This is a genomic window from Nocardia aurea, assembly GCF_003123685.1.
GTDB classification, from domain to species: Bacteria; Actinomycetota; Actinomycetes; order Mycobacteriales; family Mycobacteriaceae; genus Nocardia; species Nocardia aurea.
The window spans coordinates 399,451-418,071 of record NZ_QCYJ01000005.1 but is presented as its reverse complement, the minus strand read 5'-3'; the positions used below and the strand labels follow the sequence as shown (position 1 = coordinate 418,071).

General features: G+C 68.0%; 18 protein-coding genes and 1 pseudogene. 6 read left to right on the top strand and 13 right to left on the bottom strand.

Features of this window, described 5'->3' with window-relative positions:
• Window positions 1–12 precede the first annotated feature (12 nt).
• Window positions 13–1,893, top strand: a complete 1,881-nt coding sequence (locus DAT37_RS02555) for an ABC transporter ATP-binding protein (RefSeq protein ID WP_109522990.1) — start codon at window positions 13–15, stop codon at window positions 1,891–1,893.
• 17 nt (window positions 1,894–1,910) lie between these two features.
• Here DAT37_RS02555 and DAT37_RS02550 read toward each other — a convergent pair whose 3' ends face one another.
• The 6 genes and pseudogenes from DAT37_RS02550 to DAT37_RS02525 all read right to left on the bottom strand — a co-directional run bounded on the left by DAT37_RS02550 (window position 1,911) and on the right by DAT37_RS02525 (window position 7,187).
• A complete protein-coding gene (locus tag DAT37_RS02550) occupies window positions 1,911–2,099 on the bottom strand; it encodes a hypothetical protein (protein WP_109522989.1) in 189 nt (62 codons plus the stop codon).
• A 4-nt stretch (window positions 2,100–2,103) separates the two neighbouring features.
• A pseudogene (locus DAT37_RS02545) lies at window positions 2,104–2,658 on the bottom strand (zinc-binding dehydrogenase); the annotation flags it as partial.
• Window positions 2,659–2,742: 84 nt separating this feature from the next.
• Window positions 2,743–3,756: an NAD-dependent epimerase/dehydratase family protein gene (locus tag DAT37_RS02540; protein WP_109522988.1), complete on the bottom strand. Its 1,014-nt coding sequence runs from the start codon at window positions 3,754–3,756 to the stop codon at window positions 2,743–2,745.
• Between the two features lie 49 nt (window positions 3,757–3,805).
• Window positions 3,806–5,824 (bottom strand): M13 family metallopeptidase, encoded by a 2,019-nt coding sequence (locus tag DAT37_RS02535; protein WP_198654048.1) that lies wholly within the window; start codon window positions 5,822–5,824, stop codon window positions 3,806–3,808.
• Window positions 5,825–5,917: 93 nt separating this feature from the next.
• Window positions 5,918–6,325 (bottom strand): DUF397 domain-containing protein, encoded by a 408-nt coding sequence (locus DAT37_RS02530; protein ID WP_109522986.1) that lies wholly within the window; start codon window positions 6,323–6,325, stop codon window positions 5,918–5,920.
• A gap of 10 nt (window positions 6,326–6,335) precedes the next feature.
• Window positions 6,336–7,187 (bottom strand): Scr1 family TA system antitoxin-like transcriptional regulator, encoded by an 852-nt coding sequence (locus DAT37_RS02525; RefSeq protein WP_109522985.1) that lies wholly within the window; start codon window positions 7,185–7,187, stop codon window positions 6,336–6,338.
• A gap of 126 nt (window positions 7,188–7,313) precedes the next feature.
• On the opposite strand from DAT37_RS02525, the gene DAT37_RS02520 reads away from it, so the two are divergent.
• A complete protein-coding gene (locus tag DAT37_RS02520; protein ID WP_109522984.1) occupies window positions 7,314–7,856 on the top strand; it encodes a hypothetical protein in 543 nt (180 codons plus the stop codon).
• Here the strand turns inward: DAT37_RS02520 and DAT37_RS02515 are convergent.
• Window positions 7,834–8,322, bottom strand: coding sequence for a DUF4190 domain-containing protein (locus DAT37_RS02515; RefSeq protein WP_109522983.1), 489 nt, complete (start codon window positions 8,320–8,322; stop codon window positions 7,834–7,836). The two genes, DAT37_RS02520 and DAT37_RS02515, sit on opposite strands and share 23 nt — an antisense overlap.
• A gap of 191 nt (window positions 8,323–8,513) precedes the next feature.
• Window positions 8,514–9,290 (bottom strand): pirin family protein, encoded by a 777-nt coding sequence (locus DAT37_RS02510; RefSeq protein ID WP_109522982.1) that lies wholly within the window; start codon window positions 9,288–9,290, stop codon window positions 8,514–8,516.
• A gap of 262 nt (window positions 9,291–9,552) precedes the next feature.
• Here DAT37_RS02510 and DAT37_RS02505 point away from each other — a divergent pair, with 262 nt between their 5' ends.
• Both DAT37_RS02505 and DAT37_RS02500 read left to right on the top strand, forming a co-directional pair.
• Entirely contained in the window at window positions 9,553–10,032 is a 480-nt protein-coding gene (locus DAT37_RS02505; RefSeq protein ID WP_109522981.1) for an NUDIX hydrolase, read from the top strand.
• A gap of 35 nt (window positions 10,033–10,067) precedes the next feature.
• Window positions 10,068–11,456 carry an MFS transporter gene (locus DAT37_RS02500; RefSeq protein ID WP_408637356.1) on the top strand — a complete coding sequence of 463 codons (1,389 nt, stop codon included), beginning with the start codon at window positions 10,068–10,070 and terminating at the stop codon, window positions 11,454–11,456.
• On the opposite strand, the gene DAT37_RS02495 is transcribed toward DAT37_RS02500, so the two are convergent.
• The gene (locus tag DAT37_RS02495; RefSeq protein ID WP_109522980.1) at window positions 11,453–12,028 is read right to left on the bottom strand and encodes a hypothetical protein; all 576 of its coding nucleotides are present in this window, start codon (window positions 12,026–12,028) and stop codon (window positions 11,453–11,455) included. The genes DAT37_RS02500 and DAT37_RS02495 overlap by 4 nt on opposite strands.
• A 137-nt stretch (window positions 12,029–12,165) precedes the next feature.
• Here DAT37_RS02495 and DAT37_RS02490 point away from each other — a divergent pair, with 137 nt between their 5' ends.
• Entirely contained in the window at window positions 12,166–13,770 is a 1,605-nt protein-coding gene (locus tag DAT37_RS02490) for a DUF4185 domain-containing protein (RefSeq protein ID WP_109522979.1), read from the top strand.
• 18 nt (window positions 13,771–13,788) lie between these two features.
• Here the strand turns inward: DAT37_RS02490 and DAT37_RS02485 are convergent, their stop codons facing one another.
• The 3 genes from DAT37_RS02485 to DAT37_RS02475 all read right to left on the bottom strand — a co-directional run bounded on the left by DAT37_RS02485 (window position 13,789) and on the right by DAT37_RS02475 (window position 16,211).
• Entirely contained in the window at window positions 13,789–14,649 is an 861-nt protein-coding gene (locus tag DAT37_RS02485) for a 5-oxoprolinase subunit C family protein (protein ID WP_109522978.1), read from the bottom strand.
• Entirely contained in the window at window positions 14,646–15,299 is a 654-nt protein-coding gene (locus DAT37_RS02480; RefSeq protein ID WP_109522977.1) for a 5-oxoprolinase subunit B family protein, read from the bottom strand. Before DAT37_RS02480 ends, DAT37_RS02485 begins: the two co-directional genes overlap by 4 nt.
• Before the next feature lie 159 nt (window positions 15,300–15,458).
• Window positions 15,459–16,211, bottom strand: a complete 753-nt coding sequence (locus DAT37_RS02475; RefSeq protein WP_109522976.1) for a LamB/YcsF family protein — start codon at window positions 16,209–16,211, stop codon at window positions 15,459–15,461.
• 111 nt (window positions 16,212–16,322) lie between these two features.
• On the opposite strand from DAT37_RS02475, the gene DAT37_RS02470 reads away from it, so the two are divergent.
• Window positions 16,323–17,138 (top strand): hypothetical protein, encoded by an 816-nt coding sequence (locus DAT37_RS02470; RefSeq protein WP_109522975.1) that lies wholly within the window; start codon window positions 16,323–16,325, stop codon window positions 17,136–17,138.
• On the opposite strand, the gene DAT37_RS02465 is transcribed toward DAT37_RS02470, so the two are convergent.
• Window positions 17,139–18,614 (bottom strand): CCA tRNA nucleotidyltransferase, encoded by a 1,476-nt coding sequence (locus tag DAT37_RS02465; RefSeq protein WP_109522974.1) that lies wholly within the window; start codon window positions 18,612–18,614, stop codon window positions 17,139–17,141. It lies immediately after the preceding gene.
• Window positions 18,615–18,621 lie beyond the last annotated feature (7 nt).

Below are 18,621 nucleotides of genomic sequence, written 5' to 3'. Positions count from 1 at the left end.
GAGGACCGGGACGTGAGTATCGAGTCAGTGGCGTGGAGCCAGATGTACCGGCAGGCGAACGCACCGCAGGACGAGCGGCCCTTCCGTCGGGTCACCGCCGAGCGCATCCTGCGATTCGCCCGGCCGCACCGGCGCAGGATCGGGGTGTTCCTGCTGTTCAGCGTGCTCTCGGCACTGCTGGCCGTCGCGACTCCCCTGCTGGCGGGCCGGATCGTGAACAATATCGTCGGCGGCGCCGCGCCGCGCGTTGTCGTGCTGCTCGCCGCCCTCATCGGCGCGCTGGCCGTGGTCGACGCGATGCTCGGACTGGTCATCCGGTGGCTGTCCTCCCGGATCGGCGAGGGACTCATCCTCGATCTGCGCACCGCGGTCTTCGATCACGTGCAGAAGATGCCGGTCGCCTTCTTCACCAGGACCCGCACCGGCGCGCTGGTGAGCAGATTGAACAACGACGTGATCGGGGCGCAGCGGGCCTTCAGCGACACCCTGTCGGGGGTGGTCGCGAACCTGGTCACGCTGGTGCTCACGCTCGCGGTGATGATCGGCATCTCCTGGCAGATAACCCTGTTGGCGCTGCTGTTGCTTCCGGTGTTCGTCCTCCCGGCACGGCGGATGGGACATCGGCTCGCCTCGATCCAGCGCGAAGCCGCCGGATTGAACGCGTCGATGAGCACCCAGATGACCGAACGGTTCTCCGCGCCGGGCGCGACGCTGGTCAAACTGTTCGGCAGGCCCGCGCAGGAATCGGACGAATTCGCGGTGCGGGCGCGCCGGGTGCGCGATATCGGTGTGCGCACAGCGATGTTGCAGACGGTTTTCGTCACCTCGCTGACCCTGGTCTCGGCGCTGGCCGTGGCGTTGGTGTACGGCCTCGGCGGCTGGTACGCGCTGCGCGGGCAGTTGGACGCGGGTGCGGTTGTCGCGCTGTCACTGCTGCTGACCAGGCTGTATGCCCCGTTGACCGCACTGGCCAGCGCTCGGATGGAGATAATGTCCGCGCTGGTGAGTTTCGAGCGTGTCTTCGAGGTGCTCGACCTGAAACCGCTGATCGAGGACGCCCCCGACGCGGTGGCCGTACCGGAAGGCCCGGTGACGGTGGAACTCGACGAGGTGAGTTTCGGCTACCCGTCCGCCGACAAGGTGTCGCTGGCCTCGCTGGAGGATGTATCGACCCTGGACACGCGCGGCGGGGTGGAAGTGCTGCACCGGGTCTCGCTGCGGGCCGAGCCGGGCCAGCTGATCGCGCTGGTCGGTTCGTCCGGTGCGGGCAAATCGACGGTGGCGCAATTGGTTTCCCGGCTCTACGACGTCGATTCCGGGGCGGTCCGACTCAACGGCGCGGACGTGCGTCAACTCGACACCGCCTCGTTGCGCGCGACCGTCGGCCTGGTGACCCAGGACGGTCATCTGTTCCACGACACCATCCGGGCCAATCTGTCGCTGGCGCGGCCGGAGGCGAGCGAGACCGAATTGTGGGACGCGCTGGAACGGGCGCGGCTGCGTGAGCTGGTCGATTCGTTGCAGGACGGATTGGACACCGTCGTCGGCGAACGTGGCTACCGGCTGTCAGGCGGGGAGCGTCAACGGCTGACCATCGCCCGATTGCTGCTCAAACAGCCGAGAGTCGTCATTCTGGACGAGGCCACCGCGTCACTGGATTCGACGTCGGAAGCCGCGGTGCAGGAGGCTCTTTCGGAAGCGCTGGTCGGCCGGACCGCCCTGGTGATCGCACACCGGCTGTCCACCATCCGGGCCGCCGACCAGATCCTCGTGCTGGAGGAGGGCCGCGTGGTGGAACGCGGCACCCACACCCAATTGCTCGCCGCCGACGGCCGCTACGCCGAGCTGTACCGCACCCAGTTCGCGGACGATCCGGTGCCGACCGCCGCCTGAGCGCGTTCGAACCGGAATCAGCCGGGAAACGCCGACGATGAACTCGTGTCGCCGGAGTTTCCCGGTCGCGAGGTGTAGCGCCCCGCCTTACGTCCGGCGCGGGCCCTGCGGCCGAGGGTCGCGCCGATCGCGACGATCATGGCCGAGCCGACCACGATCGGGCCGAGCACCACCCCGATCACGATCAGCACGACCATCGGCTCCATGCGATCAGAATTCGCCCGCGACACCGAAGATCGTTCGGCCGGAATGGGTCCCGTTCTTGATGGAATGCAGCACTTTCTCCGCCTCGGTGATCGGTGCGACATTCTCGATATCCGAGAGGTGACGCGGACGCATGTCCTGGCCGAGACGCGTCCACAGTTCGCGGCGGGGCTCGATCGGCAGCGCGACGGAATCGATGCCGATGAGGGCGACACCGCGCAGGATGAACGGCATCACCGTGGTCGGCAGCACGTGGCCGCCGGTCAGGCCGCTCGCCGCGACGGTGCCGCCGTAGCCGATGGAACTGAGGATGTAGGCCAGCGACGCGCCGCCGACACTGTCCACCGCACCGGCCCATCGCGTCTTCGACAGCGGGCGCGGTTTCGCGTCGGGATCCTCCGGCAGCCGACCGATGACCTCGTTGGCGCCGATATCGGCGAGTTTGTCGGCCGCGTCGGTCTTACCGGTCGAGGCGATCACCTCGAAGCCGAGACCGGACAGGATGGCGATCCGGTGATCGTCGTCAACACCTCCGGCGGCACCCTCAGCGCCGGGGACAATATGGGCGACTGGAACTGACGGTCCCCACCCGTTCCACCGAAACCCGCGGCCGACGTGATCGGCCGCGGGTTTCGCGTTTCCGGCCTACGACTCGTCCCGCCCGGGCAGGCGCGGTAACCGGCCCGCGGCGCGCAGACCCGAGATGGTGTCGGCGATGACCTCTCCCGGATCGCGATAGCGCAGGCCCAGGTCGCGTTCGCTCGCGCTGTCGTCGGATTCCGGCATCCGGGTGTAGTACTGCATCGCGGCTTCGGTGAGCGGGCTGGTGAAGGGGACCAGGCGCGAGAGCGCGTCGGAGGTGCGGCCGAGCAGGCGAAGGGCGGCGTCCGGCACCGGGACGGCGCGCGTGGTCCGGCCGGTGACCTCGGAGAAGAGCGCGGCGAGTTCGGTCACACCGACGCGATGACCACCGCACAGGTAGCGGCGCGGCCCCAGCCCTGGGACCAGGGCCGCCGCGTGCAGCGCCGCGACATCGCGGACGTCGACGATGGTCCATCCCGCGTGCCTGCCCGGGAGCAGTCGCAGCCGCACGGCGACCTCGACACCGTCGGCGCCCTCGCCGAACCGAGGACCGGCAGCCGGGCCCAGCACCATACCCGGATAGCTGACGACCACCGGCGCGCCCGCGTCCTGTAACCCCCGCGCGTACAGCTCCACCCGGGCCTTCGAACGCCCGTAGGCATCGGAACCGCCGACGACGGGTAGCTCGGCCGACACCGTCGTCGCGCCCGGATGGAACAGGACGGTGAAACTCGAGACGTGCACGATCGGGTCGAGACCGAGTTCGGCCGCGATCCCGAGCACATGCGTCGCGCCTACCGTGTTCGTGGTGAGCATCTCGCGCGCGCGGCGGCGGTCGGTCGCCACCACGGCCGCGCAGTGCACGACCGCGTCGCATCCGAGCAGGGCCAGGCGCACCGAATCGGCGTCGGTGATATCGCCGACCACGCGGTCGGCGGTATCGACGCCGAGCGCGGCGGGTGCGGTGAGCCGCGACGGATCCCTGACCAGGAACCGCACCCGATGTCCGGCGTCGGCGACGGCCTTCGCCGTCCACGCGCCGAGGAAACCCGTTCCGCCCGTCACCAGCACACGCACGTGCCGATGGTAGGTGCTCGCGGTTCGGGTTCCCGCCGGAACCGCGGAACTACCAGATCTTCACGCGCTGCTCCGGTTCCAGGTACAGCGTGTCACCCGGGCGCACCTCGAAGGCCTCGTGGAAGCTGTCGATATTGCGGACCACGGCGTTGCACCGGAATTCCGGCGGCGAATGCGGATCGACGGCGAGCCGCCGGATGGCCTCCTCGCTGCGCGCCTTGGTGCGCCAGACCTGAGCCCAGCCGTAGAACACCCGCTGCAATCCGGTGAGTCCGTCGATCGTGGGTGCTTCGGTTCCGTTCAGCGAGATCCGGTACGCCTCCAGCGCGATGGAGAGTCCACCGAGATCGCCGATGTTCTCGCCGATGGTGAATTCGCCGTTGACGGTGTGCTCGTCGGGCAGTTCCTTGGGGGACAGCACGTCGTACTGTTCGATCAAAGCCTTGGTGCGCTTACCGAATTCGGCCCGATCGTCGTCGGTCCACCAGTCGACCATGTTGCCGTCGCCGTCGTATTTCGCGCCCTGGTCGTCGAATCCGTGACCGATCTCGTGTCCGATGACGGCGCCGATACCGCCGTAGTTGGCCGCGTCGTCGGCGTTCATGTCGAAGAACGGCGGTTGCAGGATCGCGGCGGGGAAGACGATCTCGTTCATGCCGGGGTTGTAGTAGGCGTTGACCGTCTGCGGGGTCATGAACCATTCGTCACGGTCGACCGGCCCGCCCAGTTTGTTCAGGTCACGGTCGTGTTCGGCGATATATCCGCTGCGGTAGTTGCCGACGAGATCGGCCGGATCGACGGTGACGGCCGAGTAGTCTCGCCAGCGCTCGGGATAGCCGATCTTGGGGGTGAACTTCTCGAGTTTGGCCAGCGCGGCCTTGCGGGTGTCGGGGCCCATCCATTCCAGATCGGCGATATTACGCCGGTACGCCTCCTGGAGATTGGCGACCAACTCGACCATCCTGGCCTTCGCCTCGGGCGGGAAATGCTGCGCCACATACAGTTTGCCGACGGATTCGCCGAGCAGATCCTGCACCAGCGAGACGCCGCGCTTCCACCGCTCGCGGTTCTCCTGCGCGCCGGTCAGGGTGCGACCGTAGAAGTCGAAATTCTCCTCGACCACCGCGTCGGTGAGATACGGTGCGCGTGAACGCAGTACACGCCACGCGGCCCATGCCTGCCAATCCGCCAGCGATTCCGACGACCACGCCCGCACGAACGCGCTCACATAATCGGGTTGGCGGACAACCAGTTCGGCGAAGAGATCGGGGCCCGAGCGGTCGACGCTCTCCGCCAGCGCCTCGGTCCACGCGGTCCAGTCGAATTCGGGATGTTCGGCGGTCAGCGCGGCGAAGGTCATCAGGTTGTAACTGCGTTCGGCATCGCGACGGCGCACGACATCCCAGTGCCCGGCGGCCAACTTCTTCTCGAGTTCGAAGATCCGCTGCCCCACGGTATCCAGATCGGGGGGCAACAGGGCCGCGATCCTCGGGTCGGCCGCGGCCAGGGCGAACATGCGCCCGATATGCGCGATGTACTTGTCCCGGATCTCGGCGAACTCGTCCTGACGGTAGTAGGACTCGTCGGGCAGTCCGATGCCGGACTGGGTGGCGTGCAGCAGGTAGCGCTGGGAGTTCTTGTCGTCGGTGTCGACGTAGAAGCCGAGCGCGCCGCCGATTCCGGTCCGTTGCAAACGGCCGAGCAGCGCCGCGAAACCACCGCGATCGACGACCTCGCGCACCGCGGCGAGTTCGGACGAGATCGGCCCGAAGCCCGCTGCCGCGACGGCCTCGGTATCCATGAAGCTGGAATACAGGTCACCGATCTTGCGCGCGTCGGTGCCGGGGGCGGCCTGCTCGGCGGCGGCGTTCTGGATGATTCGCTGCACGTCCAGTTCCGCCTGGTCGTAGAGCGTGCGGAAGGCCCCGTCCACGGCGCGATCGGCGGGGATCGTGTAGTCGTCCAGCCATTTGCCGTTGACATGCGCGAACAGATCGTCCTGCACCCGGACTGCGTCGTCGAGGTAGGACAGATCGATACCGGAGGGACTGCTCAGCTCGGAAGTCACGCCAACCAGTATGCCCAGAACGCGGCTTCGCGCGGCAGTGCCGAGCTCGGTGATGTGCCCCGGCCGCGGTCGCGGCCGGGGGAGACGGACAGGTCAGGCGGGAAGTACGACGCGGTCGAATTCCCCGTCACGGACGCCGGCGATGAAGGCGTCCCATTCCTCGGGTGTGTAGGTGAGGGTGATATCTCCGTGACGCAACGACGTGGTGCCGTCCGACGTGGTGAGAGCGGTCAGAGCCGTCGGAGTGATCGGGGCGGTCGGCCCTTCGACCGAGCCACCGCTCGCGAGCACGGTGAGGAACGAGGTCCATTCGGTCGCGGTGACGGTGATGATCGGCTCGTCGCATAGGAGTGCGGCCGGGTCTCGGCGGTACTTACTGTCACGGACCAACACCACGTCACCGACGAATCGAACCTCGACACATTGGTTGCCGTTGTTAGACCTGCTCGACGTGAACCAGTCGGATATACAAACCGACCGGAACGTAGCGGTGGTTGCCATGCGGCAGATTTTACACTCGCGAGTACGACCTGATGACCGCCAGTGAATCCTCACGACTCAACGACTGTTCCCGCGCGCGAACATAGGCGAATGCCAGGTCACGCACCAGATCCGGATCATCGACCGCGCCGCCGAACACCGCGCTCTCCGCCCATCCGAAGGTGGGTAGCTGTTCTCCGGCAAAGTCGAGCAAATGAAAACTCGAACCGCCGAGAATGGCGCCCGCGGTGGCGGTGAAGGGAATGACCCTGATCTCGATACTGTCGGAGTCCTCGCTGAGCGCGACCAGGTGTTCGAGCTGGGCCCGCAGCACCTTCGGACCGCCGGTCTGCTGTAGCAGGGTGCCCTCGCCGACGACCGCCGTCAACTCCACGCGCTCCGGACCGCGTAGTCGCGCCTGCCTGCGCATTCTGATCGTCACCAGCTGTTCCACCTGCACCGGCCGGATCATCACGTCGGCGCTGATGAGCGCCCGCGCGTAGTCCTCGGTCTGTAGCAGGCCAGGCACGATGAGGCTGTCGTAGCTGCGGATGCTCTGCGCCCCGTACTCCATGCCGTAGAGCCGCTGGAGTTCGGGACCGATCAGCGCCGACGACTTCGCCCACCACCCGCGCTGTTTGCTGGAGGCCAGCAAAGCCAGCAATTCTTCGCGTTCCTCGGCGTCGACTTCGAGTATTTCGAGCACCGGACCGATCGTGTTGGTGGTGAGGACGCGTCGGCCCTTCTCCACGTGGGACCAGTTGGCCGCGGTGAATCCGATCTGCTTCGCGAAGGTCGCCGAGTCGAATCCGCGCTGTTCTCGCAGCTCACGTAGCCGCAGTACCAACTCCCAGCGCGCGACGGTAGGCGAGACGGGTGCCATGACCAGTGATGCTACGCGCTGTCGATTCGCTCGCGTGTGACTATTGTCAATCCAGTTGCGCACAGCTACTGTCTGGAGTTAGCGGCCGATTCACCCGTCACGTTCGATTCGAGACGAGGTTTGCCAATGATCGAGAGCAGTGATCGTCTTTCCCGCACGGTCACGCCTGTCCGACCGCCGCGTGCGGCGGTCGAGGAATACACCACGATCCAGGACGCGTTCGCGCGCTGTCGCCTATATCGCAAGGAGCACCGGCTTTACGCCGTGGTCGACGCGTCGCTCGGTCGCATCATGCTCGAGGTGGGCGCGGTCGGCGCGGTCGTCATGCCCGCCGCGCTCGGCGCGCACGTCCGCGACTCGATGGCCTCCGGCGGCGATCCGGTCGGCCCGATCATCTCGCACCCGCGTTCGGACCGGTGGACCTTCCTCACCGGCCCGACCGACAACTCCTACCTGGACATGGCCCTGTTCTCGGACCTGTTCCGGGTCTGCGCCTCGGTCGCGCACCCGGGCAGCACGATCGTGCTGCCCTCACCGGCCGACGAACGCGGGGGATATCGGTGCTGGATCTCCGCGCCGCAGTACGACTATCGGCCCGGGCTCGCCGAAGTGGTTTCCGCGACCCGGGCCTGCGGGGCTCGCGCCACTAGGGTGTCGGCTGCGGAGTGAGCGTGATGCTGAACCTGTCCTCGACGTTCTGCTGCCACTCGCGCTCACAGTCGTCGATCTTGGACTGATCGTTGCCCGCGTTGTTGACGCAGTCGAGGAAGTCCTTGCCACCGGAATCGACGAACAGACTCCAGCCGACGATCGTGATGACCGTCGACGCGATGAGCGCGAGTACGCCGAGCACCAGGCCCGCCACCGCGAAACCGGTGCCGCCACCGGTGCCTCGGCGCACCTTGACCAGGGCGATGATGCCGAAGATCACCGCGAAGACGCCGAAGAGGAATCCGCCGACCACGACGAGCAGGCCGATGATCGCGAGAATGCCCAGGACCAGGGCGGTCACCGCCATCCCCTTGCCCTTCGGGGATTCCTGCCAGTACTGACCGCCCGGCGGCGGATACTGGCCGGGCGGGGGCGGGGGATATTGACCGGGTGGGTACTGGCCCGGAGGTGGGTATTGCGACATGGACTTCCTCTCGGTCGGCGCGGCGGCTGTCAGCGGTTGCTCGGCCCCACCTCGGCGGAGGCACGGTCCGGTCGGGCGCGCTCACGCGGCTCACTGCCTACTGATCGTGCCCCCTGGGTCAGGATGTTAATGGGACGAACAGTGCACCGCGCCGTGCCGCGCGACACCGTCGGCGTGGCGAGCCCCGCCGATCAGGCGCCGCCGAGTCGCGCGTGCATCTCCCACACCAGGATCTCGGCTGGGCCGTTCGCCGTCACCCGCTGTCCGCCGGTCCGCGTCAGACGCACCGCGTCACCCTCGTAGAGGGTTCCCACGCCTTCCATCTCCACCTCGCCGCGGGCGACGTAGACATGCGCGTACGGCGCGTCGGGCAGGTCGACGGCCCGTTCCGGATCACCGGACATCCGCGCCACATGCAACGCGGAGTGGCTGCTCGCGATGGCGATGGCGGTGCGATCGCGATACCGCGGCAGGCCCGAGGCGACCGTCACCAGCGCGCCGGAGGACAGCTCGCCGTCGATCTCCAGCTGCTGATATCCGGGTTCGATGCCGGGTTCGTCCGGAACCACCCACATCTGGACGAAATGCACCGGCTCGTCGTGTTCGGCCGTGCCGTCGAGGCGCCACGAGTCGTTCTTCTCCGAATGCAGAATCCCGGTGCCCGCGCTCATCCGCTGGGCGAGGCCGGGATAGATGACACCGTTGTGGCCGAGCGAATCCTGGTGCACGAGGCTGCCGCCGAGCACCCAGGTCACGATCTCCATATCCCGGTGCGGGTGGGTGTCGAAGCCCTCACCGGGCAGCACGACGTCCTCGTTGTTCACCAGCAGCAGGCCGTGGTGGGTGTTGTCCGGGTCGTAGTGTTCCCCGAAGGAGAACGAATGCTTCGAATCCAGCCAGGAAACTCGTGTCTTCATGCGGTCTCCGCCGCGATGGACATCGATGTGTGGTGTCGTGAGTGTGGACATCGAGGCCCTCCTCTCGGGACCGTGCACCGATCGCCTTTCAGGGTAGGAGTACATCCGACGCGGTACTCCGAATTCCTAGTAAATTGTCGTGCACTCGGCATTTTACGCGAGCGACCAGCGGGTGAACGGATGGCGAGCACCAACTGCCGGTAGGCGGACCCGCCGCGCGGCCGAGTAGGGTACCGCGAACAAGACTGGCGAACAGGACGAAGCCGGATACGTAAGGTGATGCGGCACAACGCAAACCGGAGGTGACAGGCAGATGCGATTCGAGCAACTCAACGGCATCGAGCACGAACTCCGCGCGGCCGCGCGCGCTGACGACATCGGCGATTTCGTCGTCGGTGTGGCGGTCTTCCGTGACGGCAAACTCCTGGTAGTACGCCGGGTGCCCAACGACTACCACGGCGGGATGTACGAACTGCCCGGCGGTGGCGTCGAATCGGGGGAGACCTTCGCCGAATGCGTCGCCCGCGAGCTGTTCGAGGAGACCGGGCTGCGCGTACGCGACATCACCGAATTCCTCGGCGCCATCGACTACGCCACCCGCACCAAGGCCAGGGTGCGCAAGTTCAACTTCGTCGTGGAAGCCTACCCGGGGAAGGTCTCGGTGGCGCCCGGCGAACACGACGCCTTCGCGTGGATCGACGCATCCGCGCTGGACAGGCTGCCGATGGCACCCGATATGCGGCAAACCATCAGCGCCCTGGTGCAGACACTCGATTCCTCGCATCCCGCGTGACCGGGTGGGGTGAGCGGGAAGGCACAATCGGCAGGGTGCCGACCGCTCGCCCCGAAAGCCCGCTACCGGCCGGCGAGCCGTCGCCACCGCGCTGGACGGCCTGGCGCACGGCGCTGCGGAACAATCCGGCCGTCGCGCGACTGGCGATCATCCGTTTCTCCGGGCAGTTCGGTGACGGAATGTTCCAGGCCGCGCTGTCGGGCGCGATCCTGTTCAACCCGGAACGCGAAACCGACCCGCTCGCCATCGCGGCGGGTTTCGCCGTCCTGCTGCTGCCGTATTCCCTGATCGGACCGTACGCGGGCGCCCTGCTCGACCGCTGGGACCGGCGTGCCGTATTGCTCGTGGCCGCGGTGTTGCGCGCCGGGCTCATCGCTGTCGCCGCGGGCGCGCTGCTCGCGGGAGCCGGGGAGACGCCGCTGCTCCTGCTCGCGCTCGCGGTGGTAGGGGTGAGCCGGTTCGTGATGGCGGGGGTCTCCGCGGCACTGCCGAGGGTGCTCGCGCAGGAATGGCTGGTCCCGATGAATTCGGTACTCGCTACGGCGGCTTCCGCGTGCGCCGGGATCGGCGCCGCGGCGGCGGTGGCGATCATCGGACTGATCGGGCCCGGCGACGCCGGTGCCGCGGTCGCGGTGGCGGCCAGCGGGACCGGATCGATCGTCAGCGCCGTGATCGCGGCGCGATTCCGGCCGCGCGCACTCGGGCCGGAACCGGGCGCGGCGGGTGCGGCGAGCGCGATCCACGCGATCGCCACCGGACTGCGCACCGGGGCACGAGCCGTGTGGCAATCCGCGCAGGTGAGCACCGCGATGCTCGGCATCGGCACCCATCGGATCGTGTTCGGCGTCAACACCCTGCTCATGGTGCTCGTGCTGCGCCAGCCCACCGACCAGGGCTCGGAACTCGGTTCCGGCCTGATCGGATTCGGCGTCGCCATCGCCGCGACCGCCGCGGGCATGGTGGTCGCGGCCGGGATCGCGCCGCTGCTGATTCCACGCTGGGGACGCCCGCGCACGGTGATCGTCGGTCTGTGCGTCGCGGCGCTCGTTCAGGTGACGCTGGTGACCCCGATCGCGGTGGCCGAGACGGGCGTCGCGGCCGATCGAGCGCACCAGATGCTCCTGCTCGGCGCGTTCCTGTTCGGCTTGGCCGGGCAGACGATCAAGCTGACCGGTGACGCCACCATGCAGATCGATATCGACGACGCCCGACGCGGCCAGGTATTCGCACTCCAGGACACGGTTTTCAATATCGCCTTCGTGCTCGCCCTCGCGACGGCCGCGCTCGTCATCCCGCCCGACGGGCGTTCGCTGCCCCTCGTCATCGCGGGCGCGGTCGTCTACTGCTGCGGGATCGTGGCCGTCCTGCTCGTGCTGCGGCGAGGTCGTGCCGCGGATCGGCGGCCGCCCGCGGCGGTCGACTAGGGAGAGTCGGACGGGGACGGATCGGCACCGTCGATGGTGCCGACACCGGGTTCGGTAGGTCCCTCGACAATGCGGCCCCGCCGATCCGAGCACACCGCGACGGTGTGCTCGAGCAGGTCGGGGACACCATCGGGGACGACATCGATATCCCGCACCGTGGTTTCGAACGGTGCGACGGGGTATTCCGCGAGTGCCGCGGAAAGGCCCTCGGCGACCACATTGTTCGATTCGGGACTCGTGTCCGGAAACGGACCCGTGCGCAGGATCCAGTCCAGAGGCTCCTGCTCGGCGTCCTCCGCGGAACCGGTGATCCGGTGATCCCAGATGCCCAGTCCGGTCGGGTCGGTGTAGAAGTGGTCGAGCACGCCGTCGTCGTCCAGGTCCAGCGCCGCGATATCGGCGGACCCGGTACCCGCGGAATCCCAGAGGGCGTCGTCGGCGAGACCGTCACCGTCGAAATCCAGTTGGACCGCGTCGGTGGTGCCGGTCTGCGCCAGCTCCAGGTCGGCCTGGGAAGCCCAGACGTGGACCGTGCCGTCGCCCGTGCCGAACACGTACTCGATCTCGTTCATATCTGATTGGACGCGAGTGGGCCGCATCCGGTTCCGTGCGATCGGCGGTCGGCACATGGGTCCGGCGCCCCGCCCGAGGAGGTCCGATCCGGTAGGTTGATCTTGCTTCGATCCGAACCAACGGGGAGTCGATACATATGGGCCTGCTGCCGGGGAAGCTGGAGGCGCCCGCGCTGTTCGGTGTCGCGCTACTCGGGGCACTCTCACTGCCGGTCCCCTTCGTGCCCTCCGCGTCCGCCGCGCCCGCGCCGTGGCTGCCGCCGCCGACGAATGTCTGCGGCGAGGTCGGCTTCGACCCGCTGGCGCGCCAACCGGATCCGAGCCTGCCGCCCCCGCCGGTGATCGATATCCCGCCGGTGATCGACATCTGGGTTCCGGTACCCGAGATCACTCCGGTCACGGTGCCCGATCCGCCCCAGGACAACACCCGGATCGTCGCCGAACCGCTGCCCGCCGATCCCTGCCGCAACCCGTGCCCGGATGTGCGGGACACGCCGAAACCGGTCGAGGAGTCGCCGGAGTCGGGCTCCACCGCGCCCGACACCGGCTCGGGGTCGGGCTCGAATTCCGGTTCCGCGTCGGGATCCGGATCCGGATCGGCCGCACTGGAACTGCCGAGGATCGAGCTGCGGCCCGAGATCGAACCCATTCCGATTCCGGTGCCGGGCGGCGAGGGCGACACACCGCAACCCGCGCCGCCGCACGTCGTGCATCCGGTGGAACCGGGTCCGGTCGCCCAGCCCCTCGGCACACCCCGGCTCGGCGCGGTCGACATGATCGGCCAGGTGACCGGGCACGGATCGATCAACCGCACCGATATGCGCTGGCAGGTCGACGGCACCGATCTCGGGCTGATGTGGGAGAGCGAACCGGGCAAGATCGCGATGGCCTTCGGCGACACCTTCGGCGAGGGCTGGGAGTACGGCCGTTTCGGCGGACCGGACTGGCGCAGCAATGTGCTCGGATTCAGCACCGACCGCGATCTGTCCGACGGTCTCGTCATCGACACCATGGTCCAGGACAGCCGTTGTCACGCCGCGGAATTCCTGTCCAGCCGCAAGATCAAGAACTGGGAGACCACCGTCATCCCGACCTCGGGATTCGCCATCGGGAAACGGCAATACCTGAGCTATATGTCGATCAACCACTGGAGCCGGACCCCCGGCATGTGGTCGACCAACTTCGGCGGCATCGCCTACTCCGACGACGGCGGCAGCACCTGGATCAAGGATCAGCACGCCAGGTGGGACAACATCTTCGGATTCGGTCGTTTCCAGGTGGCCGCGATGGTCCCGCACGGGGAGTACGTGTACATGTTCGGCACACCCAACGGCAGGCTCGGCGTCACCGGGCTGGCCAGGGTGGACAAGGACGAAGTGCTCAACAAATCCGCCTACCAGTACTGGGTCGACGGCAGCTGGGCGCCCGCGGCCGAGAACCAGGCGACGCCGCTGTTCCGCGGTATCGCCAGCGAACTGTCCGTGCGGTACGACGCGATGGCCGACCGCTGGCAGATGATGTACCTCGATCCGTTGAAGGCCTCGATCGTGCTGCGGCAGGCCGCGACACCGCAGGGCGTGTGGAGCGATTCGGTCCCGGTGGCCTCCACCCTGGACTACCCGAAGGCCTACGGCGGCTTCATCCATCCGTGGTCGACCGATACCGATCTGTATTTCACGGTGTCTGCGTGGGACAGCTACAACGTGTATCTCATGCGGGCGAAACTGGATTCGCCTCGATGACGGAGTAGCGATCGGACCCTAGCGAGGGGGCGGACGCAGACGCAGCGCCTGCCCGGGACGGGCCTGGGCCACCAGATCGACCTCGGCGTCGAGCACCACCGCGATCACCGGATAGCCGCCGGTGATCGGATGATCGGCGAGGAAGATCACCGGATTCCCGCTCGGCGGCACCTGGATCGAGCCCAGTGCCACACCCTCCGTGCGCAATTCGTCGTCACTGCGGCGACGCAGCGGCGGCCCGGCACGGCGTTCGAGCCGGACGCCGACGCGGTCGGCGTCGGGCGAGACCGACCATTCGCCCTCGAACAGCGCGTTCGGTTCGATGAACCAGTCGTCGCGGGGGCCGAGCATGGCGTGCACGGTGAGGGTGCCCGCTTCCGGTTGCACCACCGGGGCGAGGTCGACGATCGGATAGGTGCGTGGCGCGGGGCCGACGGGCAGCAGGTCACCGGCCCGCACCGGCGGCGGGCCGATACCCGACATCGTGTCGAGACTGCGCGAGCCGAGCACCGGCGCGATATCTATACCGCCGCGCACGGCGATATAACTGCGCAGTCCCCGCTGCGCCATGCCGAGCCGAAGGGTCTGTCCCGCTTCGAGTTCGACGACACTGGCGGGTCCGACCGGGGTGCCGTCGACCGTGGCGGGCGCGGGCGCGCCGGTCACCGCGAGGGTGTGGTGGCGATCGGCGCGCAGCACCACGCCGCCGACCAGAACCTCGAGTAGCGCGGCGGATTCGGGGTTGCCGACCAGGCGATTGGCGAGTGCGGAGGAGGCGCGGTCGGCCGCGCCCGACGGTCCGACACCGGAGCCGAACCAGCCCGGCCTGCCGAGATCCTGGATGGTGGCCAGCGGTCCGACCTGTTCGACGACGATCATCGCCCCGCCTCCACGAAACGCACCGTCGTGCCCGCGCGGATCAGCGCGGGCGGATCGCGATCGATATCCCACATCGGCGTCGCGGTGCGACCGATGAGTCGCCAACCTCCCGGTGTCGCACGCGGATACACGGCCGAATACCCGCCTGCCAGTGCCACCGCACCCGCCGGAATCGCGGTGCGGGCCTGGGCCAGGCGCGGGACGTCCAGACGCCCGTCCGGCGCGCGCAGATAGCCGAAACCCGGTGCGAAACCGATGAATCCGCAGTACCACAGCGTCCCGGTATGCGCGGCGACCACTTCGGACACGCTCATGTCCAGTAAGCGGGCGACCTCGGTCAGGTCAGCGCCGTCGTACTCGACCTCGATGCGCACGGGTTCGGCGTCGGACTCGAAAGGCACTGCGGACGGGGAGTTTCCGGGGGAATGCTCGCGCAGGATCTGCTCCAGTCGGGTGCGGACCCGGTGCGCGTCGCCGACCGATTCGAGGGTCACCAGCACGGTTTCCGCCGCGGGCAGCACATCCCGCACCCCCGCGACAGCGCGCATTTCGGCGGCGACAGCGACAGGCGACGCGGTCACCAGGAATGCGCGATCGCCCGCCGCCCTGATGAGCCGGCCCGGCTCGGTCGACGTGTTCTCGCCCGCCATCGCGCTACCCCCTCGGTATCGTTCGGCCTCGCACGCGACGGCCAGGCACGTGCGAACCCGGGACACCGTCGCCGTCCCGGCTGCCGTCGGAACGTTCGCCACGGATCGACCGGGAATCGGCGGCGCCGAAGATCAGACGCGATCCGCCGTGGCGGCCGCTCACGCGAACGATTCGATCGGGACCCCGGCGTCGACCAGCGAGACGCGGATCCGCCGTGCCATCTCCACGGCGGACGGGGTGTCGCCGTGCACACAGATACTCTGCGCCATCACCTTCACCTCGCCGCCCTCGACGGCGCGCACTCCACCGGTCAGCGCGATCGATACCGCCTGCGCCACGGCCTCGTTCGCGTGCAGCACCGCGCCGGGGGTCCCGCGCGGGGCGAGCGCGCCCGCCGGGGTGTACCCGCGATCGGCGAATCCCTCGCCGACGAAACGCACACCGCGCGCCACCGCGGCGTCCTCCAACCGACTGCCCGCCGGACCGAGCAACGCCAGCCGCGGATCGTATTCGGCCAGCGCCGCGATCACGGCGTCGGCGTACCGGCGATCCCGGCCCGCCGAATGATAGAGCGCGCCATGCGGTTTGACGTAGCGCACCCGATCACCGGCCGCGCGCGCGAAGGCATCGAGGGCACCGATCTGATAGAGGGTCTCGTCGCGTAGTTCGGACGGATCCATCACGATCGCCCGTCGCCCGAATCCCGCCCGATCGCGATAGCCGACGTGCGCGCCGATCCGCACGCCCTTCTCGACGGCGAGCGCGCACATCCGGCGCATGATCACCGGATCGCCCGCGTGGAACCCGCACGCGATATTCGCGCTGGTGACGATGTCGAGCATGGCCGCGTCGTCGCCCATCGTCCACGCGCCGAAACCTTCGCCGAGATCACTGTTCAGATCCAGCGGCATACCCGTCCTCCGAATGTCGATCTGCCGGACCCCGGGACACCTGGGTCCCAGGTGACTCGGACCACATACCCACTGTGCCACCATCGGCCGCCGAGTACTCTCGGACCGGTCATGGCCACGTATTTCGATCCGAAGTCATGGTCGCCGTCCCGGGCTGTGGATCTCGGTAAACGCCTGTTCGACCAGTCCTGGCTGGAGCAGTGGGTCACCGTCACCACCTCCTGGGTGGATCCGGTAGCCGACCTCGGCATGGGCACCGTCACCGCGCTGATGCCCGATGTGTTGATGACCGTGCTCAGCGAAGGCATCCTGAGCCGTTTCGGTGGCCAGGAACTCACCGCGACGCTGCTCGGCCACGACGTGCGGGCCACCCTCCAGGTACTCAAGGTGCGACGCCGAGGCGCGCATTTCCAGACCAAGACCGTGCTGTCCCGGGTGCACTGGGACGCCCACCCGGTCGAAGCGGTCACCGTGATCGCGCACGGGGTCAGGATGATCCCCGGCGTCCCGACCAAGGTCCGCGCCTCCCACATCGACGTCGAGGGCACGCTCACCGTCGAGGCGCTGGTCGGCTGGCTCAACGAACAGCCGCTCGACTGGTCGCTACGGGTCGAGCAGAACGGCCTGATCAGGGCTTCGCACCGGACCCGCAGGCTGACGGCGCTCATCGACGCCGCCATCACCGACGATCTGCTGACGATCGAGGTCCACCGGGCGAACTGGCTCGGTTTCCGGGTGCCGCGCACCCTCGTCCGCGCGCCCGGCGTGCGACTGACGGATCTGCCGCACCGCGCGCGCGTCGCCTTCGCCGCCCGCGACGAGGACCTGATCCGGTTCCGCGTCGAATTACCGGAGATGACCGGATCCTTCGATCTGGCGCAGATGCGGTCGGCCATCGTGGCCGGAACCACGCTGATCATCTTCTGATCAGGACTTCGACTTCCACCACTCCAGCAGGGCGGATTCGGCCTCTTCCCGGCTCAGCGGCCCGCGGTCCAGGCGCAACTCCCTGAGGAAACTCCACGCCTTCCCGACCTCGGGGCCTGGCGGGAGACCGAGCAATTCCATGATCGCGTTGCCGTCCAGATCGGGGCGCACCTTCGCCAGATCCTCCTGCTCGCGCAGGCGGGCGATGCGCTCCTCCAACTCGTCGTAGGTGGCTCGCAGCGCCGCGGCCCTGCGCTTGTTGCGGGTGGTGCAGTCGGCCCTGACCAGTTTGTGCAACCGGGGCAGCAGTTCGTCGGCGTCGGTGACATAGCGACGGACCGCGGAATCGGTCCACTGTCCCTTGCCGTACCCGTGGAAACGCAGGTGCAGGAAGACCAGCCGCGCCACGTCCTCGGTGAACTGCTTGGGGTATTTCAGCGCGCGCATCCGTTTGCGCACCATCTTCGCGCCGACCACCTCGTGGTGATGGAAGCTGACCCCGCCCGCGGGCTCGTTGCGCTTGGTGTCGGGTTTGCCGATGTCGTGCAGCAGCGCCGCCCAGCGCAGCACCAGATCCGGATCGCCGTCCTCCAGATCGATGGCCTGTTTCAGCACGGTCAGCGAATGCCAGTAGACGTCCTTGTGCTGGTGGTGCTCGTCGATCTCGAGTTTCATGGCGGGCACCTCGGGCAGCACCCGCGCGGCCAGACCGGTCTCGCACATCACGTTGATGCCGTCGATCGGATTCTCGCCGCCGATGAGTTTGTCGAGTTCGGTGCGCACCCGCTCGGCGGTGATCCGATCGATCTGCTCGGCCATCTCCGTCATCGCGGTCTCGACCCGCGGCGCGAGTTCGAAACCCAGCTGGGAGACGAACCTGGCCGCGCGCAACATCCGGAGCGGATCGTCGTGGAACGAGTCCTGCGGCGCCGCGGGTGTATCGAGGACGCCCGCGAGCAGCGCGGCGATACCGTCGAGCGGGTCGACGAACTCCAGTTCGCCCGCCGCGCCGATCCGCACCGCCATCGCGTTGACGGTGAAATCCCGGCGCACCAGATCACCCTCCAGCGTGTCGCCGAAGGTCACCTCGGGATTGCGCGACACCCGGTCGTAGTCGTCGCTGCGGAAGGTGGTGATCTCGAGCTGCTGATCGTCCTTGGCCGCGCTCACCGTCCCGAAGGCCAGTCCGCCGGTGTCCCAGAGATGATCGGCCCAGCCGCGCATCATCTCTTGGACCACCTCGGGCCTGGCGTCGGTGGTGAAATCCAGATCGGTGCCGAGCCGCCCGAGCACCGCGTCCCGCACGCTGCCGCCGACGAGATACAACTGATGACCGCGTGCCGCGAACAGCGCGCCCAACGGCGTCAATACATCGGACAACCCTCCCAAGGTGACCGCGGCGGCGGCCAGCAATCGGGTACGTCTGTCCAGCGCTGCGTCGTCGGGGGAGTCATCGAGGGACTTGGGCGAAACCACGAACAGG

Bases quoted from the DNA above. Each gene is read 5' to 3' on its own strand.
- DAT37_RS02475 (WP_109522976.1), bottom strand. From the start codon at position 16,211: ATGCCGCTGGATCTGAACAGTGATCTCGGCGAAGGTTTCGGCGCGTGG.
- DAT37_RS02480 (WP_109522977.1), bottom strand. From the start codon at position 15,299: ATGGCGGGCGAGAACACGTCGACCGAGCCGGGCCGGCTCATCAGGGCG.
- DAT37_RS02520 (WP_109522984.1), top strand. From the start codon at position 7,314: ATGATCGAGAGCAGTGATCGTCTTTCCCGCACGGTCACGCCTGTCCGA.
- DAT37_RS02490 (WP_109522979.1), top strand. From the start codon at position 12,166: ATGGGCCTGCTGCCGGGGAAGCTGGAGGCGCCCGCGCTGTTCGGTGTC.
- DAT37_RS02505 (WP_109522981.1), top strand. From the start codon at position 9,553: ATGCGATTCGAGCAACTCAACGGCATCGAGCACGAACTCCGCGCGGCC.
- DAT37_RS02530 (WP_109522986.1), bottom strand. From the start codon at position 6,325: ATGGCAACCACCGCTACGTTCCGGTCGGTTTGTATATCCGACTGGTTC.
- DAT37_RS02550 (WP_109522989.1), bottom strand. From the start codon at position 2,099: ATGGAGCCGATGGTCGTGCTGATCGTGATCGGGGTGGTGCTCGGCCCG.
- DAT37_RS02495 (WP_109522980.1), bottom strand. From the start codon at position 12,028: ATGAACGAGATCGAGTACGTGTTCGGCACGGGCGACGGCACGGTCCAC.
- DAT37_RS02510 (WP_109522982.1), bottom strand. From the start codon at position 9,290: ATGTCCACACTCACGACACCACACATCGATGTCCATCGCGGCGGAGAC.
- DAT37_RS02470 (WP_109522975.1), top strand. From the start codon at position 16,323: ATGGCCACGTATTTCGATCCGAAGTCATGGTCGCCGTCCCGGGCTGTG.
- DAT37_RS02515 (WP_109522983.1), bottom strand. From the start codon at position 8,322: ATGTCGCAATACCCACCTCCGGGCCAGTACCCACCCGGTCAATATCCC.
- DAT37_RS02525 (WP_109522985.1), bottom strand. From the start codon at position 7,187: ATGGCACCCGTCTCGCCTACCGTCGCGCGCTGGGAGTTGGTACTGCGG.
- DAT37_RS02485 (WP_109522978.1), bottom strand. From the start codon at position 14,649: ATGATCGTCGTCGAACAGGTCGGACCGCTGGCCACCATCCAGGATCTC.